14 protein-coding genes are annotated in these 14660 nt (G+C 54.9%); 12 read left to right on the top strand and 2 right to left on the bottom strand.

Features of this window, described 5'->3' with window-relative positions; genetic code table 11:
* Entirely contained in the window at positions 1 to 1425 is a 1425-nt protein-coding gene (locus GN112_RS01340; RefSeq protein ID WP_155308571.1) for a transferase, read from the bottom strand.
* A complete protein-coding gene (locus tag GN112_RS01335; RefSeq protein WP_155308570.1) occupies positions 1422 to 1994 on the bottom strand; it encodes a CBS domain-containing protein in 573 nt (190 codons plus the stop codon). The genes GN112_RS01340 and GN112_RS01335 overlap by 4 nt, the downstream gene beginning before the upstream one ends.
* A gap of 447 nt (positions 1995 to 2441) precedes the next feature.
* On the opposite strand from GN112_RS01335, the gene GN112_RS01330 reads away from it, so the two are divergent.
* The 12 genes from GN112_RS01330 (at position 2442) to GN112_RS01275 (ending at position 14660) form a co-directional block, all read left to right on the top strand.
* Positions 2442 to 2996, top strand: coding sequence for a CBS domain-containing protein (locus tag GN112_RS01330; RefSeq protein WP_231716905.1), 555 nt, complete (start codon positions 2442 to 2444; stop codon positions 2994 to 2996).
* Between the two features lie 72 nt (positions 2997 to 3068).
* On the top strand, positions 3069 to 4550 hold the full coding sequence (locus tag GN112_RS01325) for an SLC13 family permease (RefSeq protein ID WP_155308569.1): 1482 nt from the start codon (positions 3069 to 3071) through the stop codon (positions 4548 to 4550).
* Between the two features lie 367 nt (positions 4551 to 4917).
* On the top strand, positions 4918 to 5388 hold the full coding sequence (locus tag GN112_RS01320) for a universal stress protein (protein WP_162458724.1): 471 nt from the start codon (positions 4918 to 4920) through the stop codon (positions 5386 to 5388).
* A 68-nt stretch (positions 5389 to 5456) separates the two neighbouring features.
* Positions 5457 to 6143, top strand: coding sequence for a CBS and ACT domain-containing protein (locus GN112_RS01315; RefSeq protein WP_155308567.1), 687 nt, complete (start codon positions 5457 to 5459; stop codon positions 6141 to 6143).
* Positions 6144 to 6265: 122 nt separating this feature from the next.
* On the top strand, positions 6266 to 6643 hold the full coding sequence (locus GN112_RS01310) for a response regulator (RefSeq protein ID WP_155308566.1): 378 nt from the start codon (positions 6266 to 6268) through the stop codon (positions 6641 to 6643).
* A gap of 29 nt (positions 6644 to 6672) precedes the next feature.
* Positions 6673 to 8388: a sensor histidine kinase gene (locus GN112_RS01305; protein ID WP_155308565.1), complete on the top strand. Its 1716-nt coding sequence runs from the start codon at positions 6673 to 6675 to the stop codon at positions 8386 to 8388.
* 148 nt (positions 8389 to 8536) lie between these two features.
* Positions 8537 to 8983 (top strand): response regulator, encoded by a 447-nt coding sequence (locus GN112_RS01300; protein WP_155308564.1) that lies wholly within the window; start codon positions 8537 to 8539, stop codon positions 8981 to 8983.
* Positions 8984 to 9012: 29 nt separating this feature from the next.
* Entirely contained in the window at positions 9013 to 10863 is a 1851-nt protein-coding gene (locus GN112_RS01295; RefSeq protein WP_155308563.1) for an SLC13 family permease, read from the top strand.
* An 11-nt stretch (positions 10864 to 10874) separates the two neighbouring features.
* Positions 10875 to 11033 (top strand): hypothetical protein, encoded by a 159-nt coding sequence (locus tag GN112_RS01290; protein WP_155308562.1) that lies wholly within the window; start codon positions 10875 to 10877, stop codon positions 11031 to 11033.
* 1 nt (position 11034) lies between these two features.
* On the top strand, positions 11035 to 11565 hold the full coding sequence (locus GN112_RS01285; protein WP_155308561.1) for a hypothetical protein: 531 nt from the start codon (positions 11035 to 11037) through the stop codon (positions 11563 to 11565).
* 87 nt (positions 11566 to 11652) lie between these two features.
* Positions 11653 to 12558: a CBS domain-containing protein gene (locus GN112_RS01280; RefSeq protein ID WP_155308560.1), complete on the top strand. Its 906-nt coding sequence runs from the start codon at positions 11653 to 11655 to the stop codon at positions 12556 to 12558.
* A gap of 413 nt (positions 12559 to 12971) precedes the next feature.
* Positions 12972 to 14660, top strand: coding sequence for an SLC13 family permease (locus GN112_RS01275; protein ID WP_162458723.1), 1689 nt, complete (start codon positions 12972 to 12974; stop codon positions 14658 to 14660).

Here is a 14660-nt window from a genome sequence, read left to right as displayed (position 1 = left end):
TTACGGTTGAATAATAATCGTCGGGTACAGGCCTTCCTTGTCACCGCCCTTGGGATAGGGCTGGATGGTATTGAACGAGATATTCTGGTTGCGCTGGGCGTGGCCCCGGTTGTTATTGTTGCTATAGAAGGCGCCATTGGCCTCCAAAATGTGATGGATCCGCTCCTGGAATCCGGTGACAAAACTCTTTCCGCTGCCCTCGAACAGCATGCGTCCCTTGCTCATCCGACTTTCGATCTTCGAGAAATCCTTGAGCGACATGCTGTTGGCCTGCAAATCATCGGCATTTTTGATCAACCCCCAGACCAGGTGGCCGGGTGGAATGACCAGCGGCTTGCTGATATCGATGATCGTGTGGGGCATAACCACACACTCCTGTCCGATTTTGAGACGGGCATTGGGACGCCCTCTCAGGAAGCTATTGAACCCGACGAAGACGGTCTTGCCCATGTCGGCCTCGATGATCTTGGCGCCGTGGGCCGTGACGTCGTTGCCCTCCAGAACCGAGTTGATGATATAGCAGTTTTCCTGGGCATTGGCCCCCTTACCGAGGGTCGAATTTTGCAAAAAGGCCCGCTGGGCAACGAGAACGTTATCACCAATGCTGGTCTTGGGCTTGATGACGGCAAACCGGTCCACCGACGCACTGGTCGGAACCGTCACCGGCGCCTTGAAGTTGACGATATTGAAAACCTGTTCGAATGCCGCCTTACGATCCTCCACAAAATCCATGAAAACGCCCTGGGGCACGTTGCCTGGTGTAAAGTAGATATAATTGGTCAGCCGATCGCTGGGATGGCGGTACAGGAAATTGAATTCGTCCGGCAGGCGCACCCACACGGTTCCCGGGTCGACATTCAAGTGGCTGATTTCACCGGCCTGGACATACGCATAGGCACCCACCAGACAGTCCCGGATGGTGGTCAGATCCACCGTGGAAAAAGGCCCGTAAAAGCATCCGTCGGATGGCGACCCATGAATATTGGCGTAATGGGTCGACACGGTGTCGCGGATAAAAAACGTCTCCAAGGTTTCCGGATCATGGGAAAAATTATGGACCAGGGTCTTGATCAGGAAACTGTCGTCTATGCATATCTCTTCATCCTGGTCCACGGGGATATTGAAATCCTGATATTGAAACAGGTCTCCTTTTTGTTTCAATTCATCCCCCCGGATATCGCTCTTGTAAAGCAATGAATTGGTCACACGCACTTTACCCAGGAAATAGCTGCCCGATAAATTGGAATGCCGAAACACGAAATTAAGCGGATGATGGGGAGTCAGGCCATAAAAGGCATAGAATCGGGTCATTTGCCGGGTGGGAATGAGCTTGTTGACCAGCGGATTGACATCGAATTCCAATTCTCGCAGGTTAATATTGACACGCTGGACAATCCGGTCAAACAGTTTCTCTAATTCTTTCATCCTGTCTCTCCATTGGCATTTTGAGATTCCTTCATCGAATGATAAACCGCGGCAAAAACATCGGCGAGCCTGAGTATGCCAACGATCTCAGACTTCCGGGTCACTAAAAGAGACAAGTTTCCCCCCGCAGTGAGCTGATGCAAGGCCACATCCAGGGATGCATTTTCATCCACATACTCACCCTCGGTGGGGCGCTGCATGAAATGGGTCACGTTCATGGAGGCGGCTTTGGAATAGACATCCAGAATCGATTGTGATGTTTTTAAATGTTCTTCCTGCTGCAGGGCGACGGCTTTACGGGAAAAACCGAATTGCGTGAATTTACGGATTTGATCCAGGTTGGCGTCCTTGGGCTCCAGGGCGGTTAGGAAATCCATCTGGCTCAGCTTGCCGATCACCTTCTTGTTTTTATCCAGGATCAGCACCGCCCGGTGGGAGTAACGGTTCTGCTGGAACTGTTCCTGAGCCTCTTCCAGGGCCAGCACAGCCTCGAATAACGTGGCCTCTTCCGGAACGGTGGCATACTCCGAAATCGGCACCATCAGATCTTTGACAAGGTGATTCTTCAATGAACATCCTCCAGCTGTATGGTTAGGCGATAATCGTCGGTCAAGCAGGATCATCTTCTCCAAGGCGAAGGTAGGGGGTGGTACGGGGGCCGCCGCCCTTGCATGGACAATTTTAGACGTCGGATAATTTTGCCGTAACTATCACGAATAAGTCATCAAATCAAATGAAACCATTTTGGGCTGAAAAATTCGTATGACCCTTTGACGCCCAAAATTGAGAACCGCCAGGCGGGGTCGCCCATATGACGGAAAACCGTTTTCAACCGTATGCCGGTCACCACTGTCGGATGTATCAAAACCGAACACCATTCTCTTGATCTTTTCCCTCCCCCTATGGTAGACAACTTGTTCGAATTCAAAATCAAATTCCCCCCGCGAAACAAACAGCACAACCCGTATCATGGGCAACGCGCCCAATAGAAAATTGACGTTTAGAGAAGGAGGTTCATGGTGAAAAAGTACAAAATTGAAGACCTGATGGTCCCCCTGTCGGAATACGCCACGGTGACTGTCGGTGCAACCCTATTCGAGGCGGTACTGGCCCTGGAAAAGGCCCAGGCCGATTTCGATCAGACCAAGTATCGACATCGGGCGGTTCTGGTCCTCGACAACAAGGGAGAGGTCGTCGGCAAAATCAGCCAGCACACCGCCTTGAAGGCGCTGGAGCCGCAATACCTCAAAATGGCCTCCAGGGCATCGGCGTCCCACTACGGATTCAGCGTCTCTTTCCTTAAGGATCTTCAGGACCAGTACAGCCTGCTCGATGGTGCCCTGGAAGGGATTTGCCAGAAAGCCGCCGACACCAAGGTCGAGCAATTCATGTCCAAGCTGACCGAAGGTGAAGTCATCGATGCCGATGCATCCCTGGACCGGGCCATCCACATGCTGGTCATGGGGCATTACCAGTCCCTGATGGTTAAAAAGGCGGGTAAAATGGTCGGCATATTGAGGCTCACCGACGTCTTTGCAGCCGTATTTCATGTGATGAAAAGCTGCTCTTAGTTCAACAGTTACCGACAGTCACGCAAATGGGGAGCATGATCTGTTGCAAATGGGTTTAGAGGAGGTTGTTGTATGGCTAATGATGTCGACATCGCGGGTTCGAATTATAACTATAAAAAATTGATCTGGCTTTTTTTGGGCGTCGCTTTTTTCGTTGTCACATACTATTCACCCATGTGGCCGGATGCCATTGATCCCACGGGCAAGCATTTCGCCCTTTCCAAGGAGGGCAAAGGCGCCCTTGCCGTCTTCCTGCTGGCCGGCACATGGTGGGTGTTTGAAGTGGTGCCCATCGGTGTGACCAGCCTGGCCATCGGCGTGCTCCAGGCGCTCTTTCTGATCCGTCCGGCCAAAGTGGCCTTCAAGGATTTCATGGATCCGTCGGTCATGTTCATCTTCGGCTCCATCGTCATCGGTCTGGTATTCACCAAGACCGGCCTGACCCGCCGCCTGGCCTACAAGATGCTCGCCATCGTGGGCGAAAAAACAAGCATGATCTACCTGGGCTGCTTTCTGGTCACGGCGGCGCTGACCCATATCATGGCCCACACGGCCGTGGCCGCCACGATCTACCCGCTGCTGGTGGCCATCTACGCCCTTTATGGGGAAGGCGACAAGCCCACCAAATTCGGCAAGGGACTGTTCATGGGCATGGCCTATGTGGCCGGTGCCGGCAGCATCGTCACCCTGCTGGGTGCCGCCCGGGGTGCCGTGGCCATCGGTTTTTTCAAGGATGTCATGAACCAGGACATCGGTTTCTTTGAACTCACCTATTACATGTTCCCCATCGGCTGGCTGATGACGTTCCTGCTGTGGGGCTTCTTCATGATTTTCTGCAAACCGGAAAAAAAGGCCATCCCCGGTTTGAAAGAGCGGGCCAAACGCCTGTATGCCGAACTGGGCGGCATTACCCGCAAGGAAGTGGTTGCCGCCACCATCGTGGGGCTGTGCATTCTGGCCCTGGCCGTATCGGCCATCCTCAAGGCGGCGATACCGGGTTTCGTTCCGCCCCACAAAACGGCCCTGATTCTCATGTCCACGATTCTCTTCTTCATCACCGGCATCCTTGACATCAACGATCTGGAATCGATTCCCTGGAACATCATCCTGCTGTTCGCCGGTGCCATGAGCATCGGTTTCTGCCTCTGGGACACCGGCGCGGCCGAGTGGATGGCCATCAACTGGCTGGTCATGTTCCAGAATGCCAACTGGTTCGTCTTCGTAATGGGTATCGCTTTCTTCGTGCTGATGATGACCAACTTCATCATGAACGTGGCCGCCATTGCCATCTCCCTGCCGGTGGCCCTGGTGATCGCCCCCTACCTCAACGTGGCCGGCGAGGTGATTCTCTTCGCTTCCCTGGTCACCGCCGGGATGCCCTTTTTGCTCCTGGTGGGCGCGGCACCCAACGCCATCGCCTACGACTCCAAGCAATTCACCACCGGCGAGTTCTTTCTCTACGGGATCCCGGCCAGCGTTCTCCTGATGGTGGTCACCGGGTTTGCCGTCTATGTGCTGTGGCCAATCATGGGCATGCCGATTCTGCTGAAATAGGATTATCCGTTACCCTGCCCGGCGCCGTTGAATCGGTGCCGGGCGGCATCATCAAACCAAGCGCGTGGGTGAGCACCGTTCTCATCCATGCGCTTTTTTGTTTCGTCCGGTTCCCACCACGTCAGTGGCGACTTCTCCGGGCATGAGCAGCCCTTCCTCCCCTTTTACACCCTGTCAAAAGGTCCGACACCGACGTATTGGCCGTTTTCCCCCAACACGATCTTGACGAATAGTTAACCCACCGGTTTTTTATACTTTTTTCATTTTCCCGACACGGTCTTCAAGTGGCATAGCGATTGCTCAAACCATGGCAAGGGAGCAGCACCCATCCCGATCCATTCCAACCGGTTTCAGAAAGGAGTGCCTGATGACAGAAAAGCTTAAAATTTTGACCGCCGTCGACCTTTCGGATTTTTCAGCGACAACCGTCCGTTATGGAATCTGGATGGCCGAAAAAACCGATGCGGAACTGATCCTGATCAATGTGATCAATCAGCGGGACCTGGACATGGTCCGGCGGGCCATGGTGGGCTATGATTCCTTTTCCTTCCCCAACTACCTCGAAGAACAGATCCATGACCGAAAGACAAGAATGCAGGAGTTGTTTGAAGATGCCGCCCATAGCGGGATCAATTGCCGCTATCTGGTCAAGGACGGCATCCCCTATTACGAAATCCTCGAGGCCATCAAGGCGGAAGCAGCCAACATGCTGATTCTGAGCACCAAAGGCCGCAGCAATCTGGTCGATGTCGTGGTCGGCTCGACGGCGAGAAAGCTGTTTCGTCGATGCACGGTTCCGCTGATCACCATCCCGGCCACATATGCACAGGTCCCCTGATACAGGGCCAAATGGTGTGAGCGGCCCCGCTTCTCCTCACCGGGCAACATCTCAAAGGAGATTCTATCATGTTAGTCAGATACTGGATGAGCAAACCGGCAATTACCGTCGAAAAAACACAGACCATGCAGCAGGCCATGGCCTTGATCAAAGAGAAGCGCATCCGCCTGCTGCCCGTCACCGACAACAATCAATTGTGTGGTGTCGTCAGCGACCGTGACCTGAAACGGTCCTCCGCCTCAGATGCCACCAGCCTGGACGTTCATGAACTGCTCTATCTGATTTCAAAAATCAAGGTCGCCGAAATCATGACCCGCGAAGTGATCACCATGCACCAGGACTGGACCATGGAAGAAGCCGCCGATCTCATGCTGCTGCACAAAATTTCCGGTGCCCCGGTTGTTGACGACGACGGTGCGATCAGTGGCGTGATTACCCAGTCGGATATGTTCAGGGCCACGCTTTACCTGACCGGCCTGAAAAAACGGGGTTTTCAGATCTCCCTGATTCTGGAGGACACCCCCGGATCAATTATGGAAATCGCCAACGTCATCAGACAGTTCGGTGGACGGATAGCCAGCATCCTGTCGACTTACGAGCGCGCCCCCAGCGGTTATCGCAATGTCTACCTGAGGTTCTATGAGGTCTCCAGGGACCGGATCGACGAAATGACGGAAATTCTCAAACAGAAGGCCAAGTTGAGATATCTGGTGGACCACCGCGAAAACCGCCGGATGGTTTTTGATAAACACTGATGCGGTCAACCGACCGGACGGGTCAGCAGCAAAGTGGTCCAGGCCGCTCACGACCATACGGTATGGGTCGTAATCTGAAGTTTTTCTTTGATGTTGCCTACCGCACGTGAAAGGGCAGCAAGGTGAACAAGCCATATCACCTTCTCATTGCAGACAAAAACCCCCACATCAGAAATTTTCTGAAACGGGAATTCACGGCGTCGGGATATATTGTTCATCTTGCAGAAACCGGAAAAGAATTGCTCAACATCACATATGGGCCAACCCCACTGGACCTGTTGATCATCGATCCTGATTTTCCGGATGCCGATGAGAGTTATTTAACCAAAAAATTACAGAATCGCATGCCTCAACTGCCGGTGGTTCTGCACACGTTGAACACCGAACTGGACACCGGGTTCCCGCCCCTGCGGGTCGCCCAGTTGATCGAGAAAGACGGCAGCAGTGTTGAAAATCTCAAACAAGCCGTCGCCAAAATGTTGGCTGCCCTGGTTCCTTAAAAACAACGGTTTAATCGACAGGAAACGCCATGCCTCAAAAATCCACGAAAAACAGCGCCCCAGCCTATGCCGGTGTGAAACGGTTTGTCCTGATCAATATGATCGTGGTGCCGTTCATTCCTTTCCTTCTGGCCCTGATCATCGGCAACCACTCCTTTTCCAAATCATTGCAGGAAAACACGATCAGCGCCATGGAACGAATCGCTGCCGATCATCGCCAAATGATCGAGTCATTCCTCCTGGAACGTAAAAATGATCTGGAACTGATCGTCAACACAACCCGCTTCGATGAAATTGTGCAACCTGGCCGATTGGACGCTGTTTTCGACGAGCTTCAGCAGACTTCCAGTGCATTCGTGGACCTGGGAATTTTCGATGCCACGGGCATGCATGTGGCCTACCACGGTCCTTTTGACCTTACCGGAAAAAATTATCGCCAAACCGACTGGTTCCAACAGACACTGGAAAATTCCATCTACATCAGCGATGTTTTTCTGGGCTTTCGCAACGTTCCCCATTTCATCATTGCCGTGGCCCAAAAAGAAGCCGGACGGAATTGGGTGATCCGCGCCACGGTCGATTCCCAGCGGTTCAACAATCTGGTTCGCAAAATCCGCATCGGTAAAACCGGCGAAGCCTATTTGCTCAACCGCCAGGGCGTGTTGCAGACCGACCGGCGCAGCGGCGGCAACCTCATGGAAACCCCGGCCGAAAAAATTCCGCTGCCCGCCAACGGGCGGACCATCAACAGCTTTATCCATCGCCAGGGAACGGAAGAACCGTTTCTCTATGCCACCTGCTGGCTCAAGGACAACAACTGGATCCTGGTGATCCGCCAGGAAAAAGCCGACGCCTTCATGGCGCTGCAGAATGCGCGGCTGCCGATCCTGTTCATCTGTCTGGTGGGCGGTGGCTGCATCGTTGCCGCCGCCTTTACCCTGACCGGGGTCATCGTAAGAAAAATGGAACAGACCGATGCGGAAAAAGCGCTGTTGAATCAGCAGCTCATCGGTGCCTCCCGGCTTGCCGAACTGGGCGAAATGGCTGCCGGGTTCGCCCATGAGATCAACAACCCCCTGCAGATCATCAGCAGTGAGCTGTCGATGATCCGGGTCCTGCACGAGGAAATGGTCGAGTCCGCTGAGCTGACGCCGGGTGAGTCCTTCGATCAGGTGAACGACAGTGTGGCACAGATCAAGATGCAGCTGGAGCGATGCGCCCGCATCACCGCGGCAATTCTAAAATTTGGCCGCCAAGGAGAATCCAGCGCCGAAGAGCTGGATCTGACGGTCGTCATTCCGGAAATCACTCATATGGCTCAGAAGAAGGCAGAAGTCAACGGCATCCTGCTTCAAAAAGAACTCCCGTCTCTGCCCATCCGGGTGTATGCCGACGCCTCCCGTCTCCAGCAGGTGGTCCTGAATCTGCTCAATAATGCCATGGATGCCATTATGGACCATCACGGCACGGCGGGAGGAAGCGTCATCGTTTCCATTTCACAGGGAGATAACGAATCGGCGACCATCAGTGTGAAGGACAACGGTTCCGGGATTACACAGGAAAACATGGAAAAGATCTTCTCTCCATTTTTCACGACCAAGCCGGTTGGGAAAGGGACGGGACTCGGTCTTTCGGTCTGTTACGGTATTGTGCAGCAAATGGGCGGCAAAATGGAAGTTGCCAGCAGCGTCGGTCAGGGAACCACATTCTCCATTGTTCTGCCTGCGCTGCCGTCCGCTGCATGATGGCCCCATGAGCAGACATGGCGCGTGTGCCCCATGCCACGATAGTGTTTTTCGATATTTCCCCGGTGGGCTGCCAGGGAATTTTCTTTAACGGTGCAACCGCAGCATTCATCCGGTAGCACCCTATTTGTAAAACAGGAGTGAAAGGATGGAAAACTTAAAGATGATGCTCGTTGATGATGAGGAACGATTTCTCTCCACGACAAAGAAATTATTGGAGAGAAAGGGATTCGAGGTTCAGACCGCCTCCAGCGGTGGCCAGGCGCTTGAATTGCTTCGTTCCGAGCCGGTTCACGTCGTGGTTCTGGACGTAAAAATGCCAGGCATGGATGGCGTGGCCACGCTTCGTGAAATCAAACGCCAGTTTCCCATGGTGGAGGTCATCATGCTCACCGGCCATGCCACCGTGGAATCGGCCATCGATGGTCTCAAATCCGGTGCCGTCGACTATCTGATGAAGCCGGCCGACCTGGAAGAAATCGTCGCCAAGGCAACGAATGCCTTTAACCGGCGGGTGGACATCGAAGAAAAAATCCGTGTGGCACGCATGCGCGGATTGATGAAATCGCCCCGCGAGATGCTGAAAAACGCCTGAACCGTAACGTGAAAAAGAGGGGTTTATCAATGGCCAAGAAGGAAAAAAAAGTCACCGGATACGACAAATATGTGGACTGGAAGATGTTCTCGATTCCAGTGGTACTTCTGTTTGTGCTGCTTTTGATGCCCACGCCATACGGGATGAAGGATGTGGGCACCGAGTACCGCATCGGCCCCAAAGCCGTCATTGAACATGTTACCCAGGCTTTCTTCAATACGTCCAGCGACAGCGCCCTGCAGTGGCAGCTGCTGGCTGCCCGGATCATGGAACAGAACATGAACATGGGCGCGTTGACGCGTGACCGTTATTTGAAACGCGACCTCAAATGGTGCCGCCAGAACAAGATCAAGGCCGTCAAGGCCAATTTCGAGAAGGCCCGCAGTTTCATCGACACCCAGGTGGATGATGCGACTTACCTGGCACTGATGAAAGCATCGATGACCCTCCGCAAGGATGGGTTGAAGTACGAAGAGCTCACTGAAAAAGATCGCATCGAAGCCGACAAAGGGGCCTGGTTCATCAAGGTCTCCATCGCCATGGGGGTCTTCGTGGTGCTCTGTTTCCTCACCGAGTGCATCCCGCTTCCCGGCGTCTCTTTCTGCATCGGCCTGATTCTGGTATTCAGCGGCGTCACCTCGCGAAAAGAGGTGGCCATGCTCTATTGGGATGACGCCTGCTGGTTCATCATGGGCAGCCTGATGTTTGCCGCCGCGTTTGTCAAGACAGGCGTGGACAAACGGGTCTGCCTGATGATGTTCAGGAAACTGGCCGTTCCCAACGTGCGTTGGATCACGCTGATCTTCATTGTGATCATCGCTCCCCTGGCCGCGTTTATTTCCGACCACGCCCTGGCCGCCATGTTCCTGCCCATTGGCATGCTGCTTTACCAGAACAGCCTCACCCGGGAAACCCCCAGCGATCCGGAACTGGGCAAAATGCTGATGATCGCCATTGCCATGGCCTGTAACATCGGCGGTCCCGGCGCACCATCGGGCGGTGCCCGCAACGTCATCATGATGACCTACCTGGCCGACATGTTCGGCCAGGACATCGGCTATTTCCAGTGGATCACCTACTGTTTCCCCTACCTGTTCGTCATGATCCCGGTTTCCTGGCTGATCCTCAACTGGCGCTTCAAGCCCACGATCACCTCCCTCGCGCCGGCCATGGACCATCTGCAGACCGAAATCGGCCGTATGGGCGGCTGGAATCGCAAACAGATCATTGCCCTGATCATCTTTCTGGTGATGGTGTTCGGCTGGTTCACCGAAAAAGAGTTTTACAACATGGGCATTTATCCGGTTCGCCTGGGCATCGGTGTCATCGCCGTGGGCGGTGCCGTGGCCTACCTGTTGGCCGGCATCGTCAACTGGCGCGATTATCAGGACCGGGTTGACTGGGGCGTGATCTGGTTATACGCCGGCGCCATTATCTTTGGGCGCACCCTGGACAGCACCGGCGCCGCCTACTGGCTGGCCCGCAGCGCCATTGACGCCCTGGCCCCCCTGGGGATGGACTCCGGTTTGCCGCTGATGGCCACCAGCAACGGATTGACCGCCATCCTGACCAACCTGATGGCCGACGGACCGGCCGCTGCGGCCGTGGGACCGATTGCCCTGAACATGGCCGGGTTGGTGCATCCGGGCACCACATTCCTGCCTTTTATGGCCATGTCCACGGCGATTTCTTCCTCTTTTGCCTACTGCCTGATCATCGGCACGCCGCCCAATGCCATCGTCTACGCCAGCGGCTATCTGGAACCCAAGGACTATCTGCGGGTGGGCCTGCCCATCTGGGTCATGGCCAACATCGTTTTGCTGCTCCTGACGGCGGTGTACTGGGTATTTCGTGGATTTGGCGGTCTTCCAGGATTTTAGGAGAAAACTGAATGATCAAAAAAGACGATAATCCAAAGTTTCAAAAATTCGGACTGTGCTACCAGGACGGTCGCGTCTGGTTCACCCGCGAGGCGGAACGGCGATTCTATTTCATTCTGACCCTGATCATGCTGGTCACTGGCATCCTGTACAAGATAGGAGCGGTGTAACATGCAACACCAATGGCCATCCCTTTACGTTCGGACCCTGACCGCGCTGCTGACCCGCCCGGGCACCTTTTTCGCCAATGGATTTGCGGCCATTTCAATGGGACAAGCGACCGCCATTCTCATCGTTTCAGGTCTCTTTTTCGCGGTCAGCGGCACCTTTATGGCCCCTGGCACGGCATCCGTAAGCATGGGCGTCATCTGGTTTGTGAATGCCATCGGCATGGTCGCCATCGCCACCGCCATCGGCTATGTGGCGCTGGCAACCACGGCCGGCCGGCGGTACGCCTTTTCGCGCCTGTGGCGTATCTTTTCGCTCAGTTCGGGGACCGTCCTTTTGATCGCCTGGGTGCCGTCGGCATTCTTGCTGACCGAACCCTGGAAGTGGTGGCTGATTGGAACCGGCATGGTCAAGGGGCTGGGAATGAGCAAGCTCCGTGCCGTCATTACGGTGCTGTTCACCTTCGGCGCCACCGTGATGTTGATCTATTGGCTCTTGCCACTCGCCCATTCGCTGAAATCGCTTGCGGCGTAGGGCGATCGTAACAACGTTCCCGGTACCCATGACCGTTCGCCAAACGATGATTGTGACCGACCTAACGCCTTAAAGGAGGCAGGCAACATGACCCATAAAACCAAAGTATTGATGGTAGACGACGAAACCCAGTTTCGGGAAACCTCCCGGAAGCTGCTCGAGAAAAAAGGTTTCGAGACCCTGATGGCCGCCAATGGCCGCGAGGCCCTGGATCAGCTGGACAAGCAGCCCGATGTGGTGGTGCTGGACATTCGCATGCCCGATATGGACGGCAACGAAACCCTGGCCGAAATCCAGAAGCGGGTTCCCGGTCTGCCGGTGATCATGCTCACCGGCCATGGCGCCGACGAGAGTGCCAAACATGCCCTCAGCCACGGCGCTGTCGATTATCTGTCCAAACCCTGTGACATCGACCTGTTGGCATCCCGCATCATGGTCGCCATCGAGCACAGTAAGGCCGGTGATGAGGGCCAGGAGCAGGAACGACGGGTCGAGGAAGTAATGATTCCCCTGGCCGAATACACCACGCTGAATGAGAATCAGACCGTTGCCGAAGGGATTCAGGAACTGAAAAAATCCTTTACCCCCCAGATTCATACCAGCCGGATCATGGAAACCGGCCACCGCAGTCTGCTGGTTTTTGACGGTGCCGGTGAACTGAAAGGGATTCTGTCCATCATGGATCTTTTGGAGGGCATCATGCCCGGCTATCTTTCCGCCCCCAAACCATCCACGGCCGACAGCCTGCAATACTCCCCCATGTTCTGGACCGGCATGTTCAGCGTGGAGGCACATCGCTTGGCGGCCACCAGTGTTGGCGACCTCATGTCCCCTACCCCGCCGAGCATCGATGCCACGGCCAATCTCATGGAGGCCGCCTATATGATGGTCCAGTACCGCTGCCGCCGGATGATCGTATTCAAGGACGGCAAGGTGACCGGCGTCATCCGTGAACAGGATCTGTTTTTCGAATTGGAACGGGCGCTGCGTTAACCCGCCGTAGTACCCACCACCCCGAACCCGGAAACGGCACCTCCCCAGCTTCCCATCCGTTTCCGGGTTTTTTTTCATGGTCTTGCCGCGGGGCGGCCGGGTACGGAAAAAATACTCGCTTTCTCTCCTCCGTCATGGACAACAACGATCAAACGGCTCATTCAGTACCACCCGGCACCTTTACACCCTGTAAAACTTGCTGACAGGAAACGATTCCAACAGGTGTCGGCAATCTTTTCAACCAGTATTTTTATTATTTGTTTTCAACATGTTATCAATACGCTGAGTTCTCATCAACGATGGCATGTGCATTGCTCCCGCTAAAGCGAACGAGGGGAGACGTGTACCCATCCAAATGGGTATCAACATGCACCAGGGGTGGTGCCAAACAAGGAATTGATCAAGGAGGCAGCATGTCACATCAAACTGCAGTGGACCACGGTTTCGACCCATTGCTGGCGGACGGAATCGATGAACGCAAATGGACGTGGAAAAACAGGCCCGGATACAAACCGGCACTTTTTATCCTTGCCGCGGTTATCTTCACTTTTGCTGTCATGATGCCACCCACCCAGGGCATGCTTGACATGGTAAAAATTGAAAAACCCGCCGGCTACGCCCTGCCTGCGGGGGCCACGACCATTACGGACACGGTAAACAAAAAACTGCGCCCAGAGGCGTTCAAGGCAGCCCAAACCGGCGAAACCGAAGCCACCGGTGCAGCGCACGACAAGCATGTAAATCCCCTGTTAACCCACTACGAGGTGGCTCAGATAGCCAAGCTGACCGTCTGCATTCTCTTTCTGGCGGCCTTTTTGTGGGGCACCGAGGCCCTTCCCCTGGGGGCCACCGATATCATGGTGGGGGTGATGCTCTACCTGTTTGCCATTTTGCCGATCAACGAAATTTCCAAGGCGTACATGAAAGACGCCGTATTTTTCATCTTCGGCATTCTGGCCGTGGCCGTGGGGGTGGCCAAAACCGGCCTGGACAAACGCATCGGCCTGATTCTGCTCTCGCGCATCAAGAGTGCCAAGTCCTTTGCATTTTTGTTTCTGCCGATGCTGGCCATTTCAGCCGGCTTTCTGTCCGAGCATGCCCTGGTCGCCCTGCTGATTCCCGTGCTCATGGGCATATACAAGGTGACCTGCAAAATGAATGGGGTCAAAAAAGACCGCGCCCTGGCCATTTTCCTGCTTCTGGGCGTCTGCTTCGCCGCCAACCACGGTGGCCCCGGTTCACCGGCGGCCGGCGGCCGCAATGCCATCATGGTGGGGTATCTGGCTGAATACGGGATGCCCATCAGCTTTGTGGAGTGGATGAAAATCGGTATGCCGTTCGTTCCGGTGATGTCCTGGGCAATCGGTCTGGTCATGTATTTGCGGCTCAAACCCAAATTCAAGGTGCCGGATGTCAACCCCAGTGAAATCGTCAAGCAGGAAGTCAAAAGCATGCCCAAGTTCGGCGGCCAGGAAGCCATCATGGCCGTCATTCTGGTGGTTTTGGTCCTGGCCTGGATCATCTTGGGCGAGCATGCCGGTTTGGGCGGGCCGACCTTGTATGCGGTAATGGCCATGTTCCTGTGCCGCATTCTCACCTGGGACGACATTCAAAACGGCGTGGCCTTCGATGTGGTCGGCCTGTATGCCGCTGCCTGCGCCATGGGCGTAGCCCTCAAATTCAGCGGCGGAGCCCTGTGGCTGGCCAGCACGTTTGTCGACCTGCTGCCCGATTTTCTCACCAAGGGTGACGGACTGGTCATCGGCGTCAGCCTGCTGACCGGTACGATGACCAATTTCATGAGCGACGGGGCCACGGTCGCCGCCCTGGGACCCATCGTCCTGCCCATGGCCACCCTGGCCAATGTGAGTGTCTGGAAGGTGGGGCTGATCACCTCATTCTCCTCATCGTTCGCCAATTTCCTGGTGGTGGGAACGCCCAACAACGCCATCTGCTTCGGCATGGGCAAGGATCCGGAAACCGGCGAGCGGCTTCTGGATGTCATGGATTTTGTTAAGTTCGGTCTGCCCATCACGCTGCTGGCCTGGCTGGTGCTCTGGCTGTGGGGGGTACTCGGTTACTGGCAATTCCTCGCCTGGTAG

The organism is Desulfosarcina ovata subsp. ovata, assembly GCF_009689005.1.
Classification (GTDB): Bacteria; Desulfobacterota; Desulfobacteria; order Desulfobacterales; family Desulfosarcinaceae; genus Desulfosarcina; species Desulfosarcina ovata.
The sequence above is the reverse complement of the archived record's forward strand: the minus strand, read 5'-3'. Positions and strand labels throughout refer to the sequence as shown.

What these genes read in the sequence shown, in the direction of transcription:
- GN112_RS01340 (WP_155308571.1), bottom strand. Translation starts at nt 1,425, where the DNA reads ATGAAAGAATTAGAGAAACTGTTTGACCGGATTGTCCAGCGTGTCAAT.
- GN112_RS01330 (WP_231716905.1), top strand. Translation starts at nt 2,442, where the DNA reads ATGGTGAAAAAGTACAAAATTGAAGACCTGATGGTCCCCCTGTCGGAA.
- GN112_RS01325 (WP_155308569.1), top strand. Translation starts at nt 3,069, where the DNA reads ATGGCTAATGATGTCGACATCGCGGGTTCGAATTATAACTATAAAAAA.
- GN112_RS01320 (WP_162458724.1), top strand. Translation starts at nt 4,918, where the DNA reads ATGACAGAAAAGCTTAAAATTTTGACCGCCGTCGACCTTTCGGATTTT.
- GN112_RS01315 (WP_155308567.1), top strand. Translation starts at nt 5,457, where the DNA reads ATGTTAGTCAGATACTGGATGAGCAAACCGGCAATTACCGTCGAAAAA.
- GN112_RS01305 (WP_155308565.1), top strand. Translation starts at nt 6,673, where the DNA reads ATGCCTCAAAAATCCACGAAAAACAGCGCCCCAGCCTATGCCGGTGTG.
- GN112_RS01300 (WP_155308564.1), top strand. Translation starts at nt 8,537, where the DNA reads ATGGAAAACTTAAAGATGATGCTCGTTGATGATGAGGAACGATTTCTC.
- GN112_RS01295 (WP_155308563.1), top strand. Translation starts at nt 9,013, where the DNA reads ATGGCCAAGAAGGAAAAAAAAGTCACCGGATACGACAAATATGTGGAC.
- GN112_RS01290 (WP_155308562.1), top strand. Translation starts at nt 10,875, where the DNA reads ATGATCAAAAAAGACGATAATCCAAAGTTTCAAAAATTCGGACTGTGC.
- GN112_RS01285 (WP_155308561.1), top strand. Translation starts at nt 11,035, where the DNA reads ATGCAACACCAATGGCCATCCCTTTACGTTCGGACCCTGACCGCGCTG.
- GN112_RS01280 (WP_155308560.1), top strand. Translation starts at nt 11,653, where the DNA reads ATGACCCATAAAACCAAAGTATTGATGGTAGACGACGAAACCCAGTTT.
- GN112_RS01275 (WP_162458723.1), top strand. Translation starts at nt 12,972, where the DNA reads ATGTCACATCAAACTGCAGTGGACCACGGTTTCGACCCATTGCTGGCG.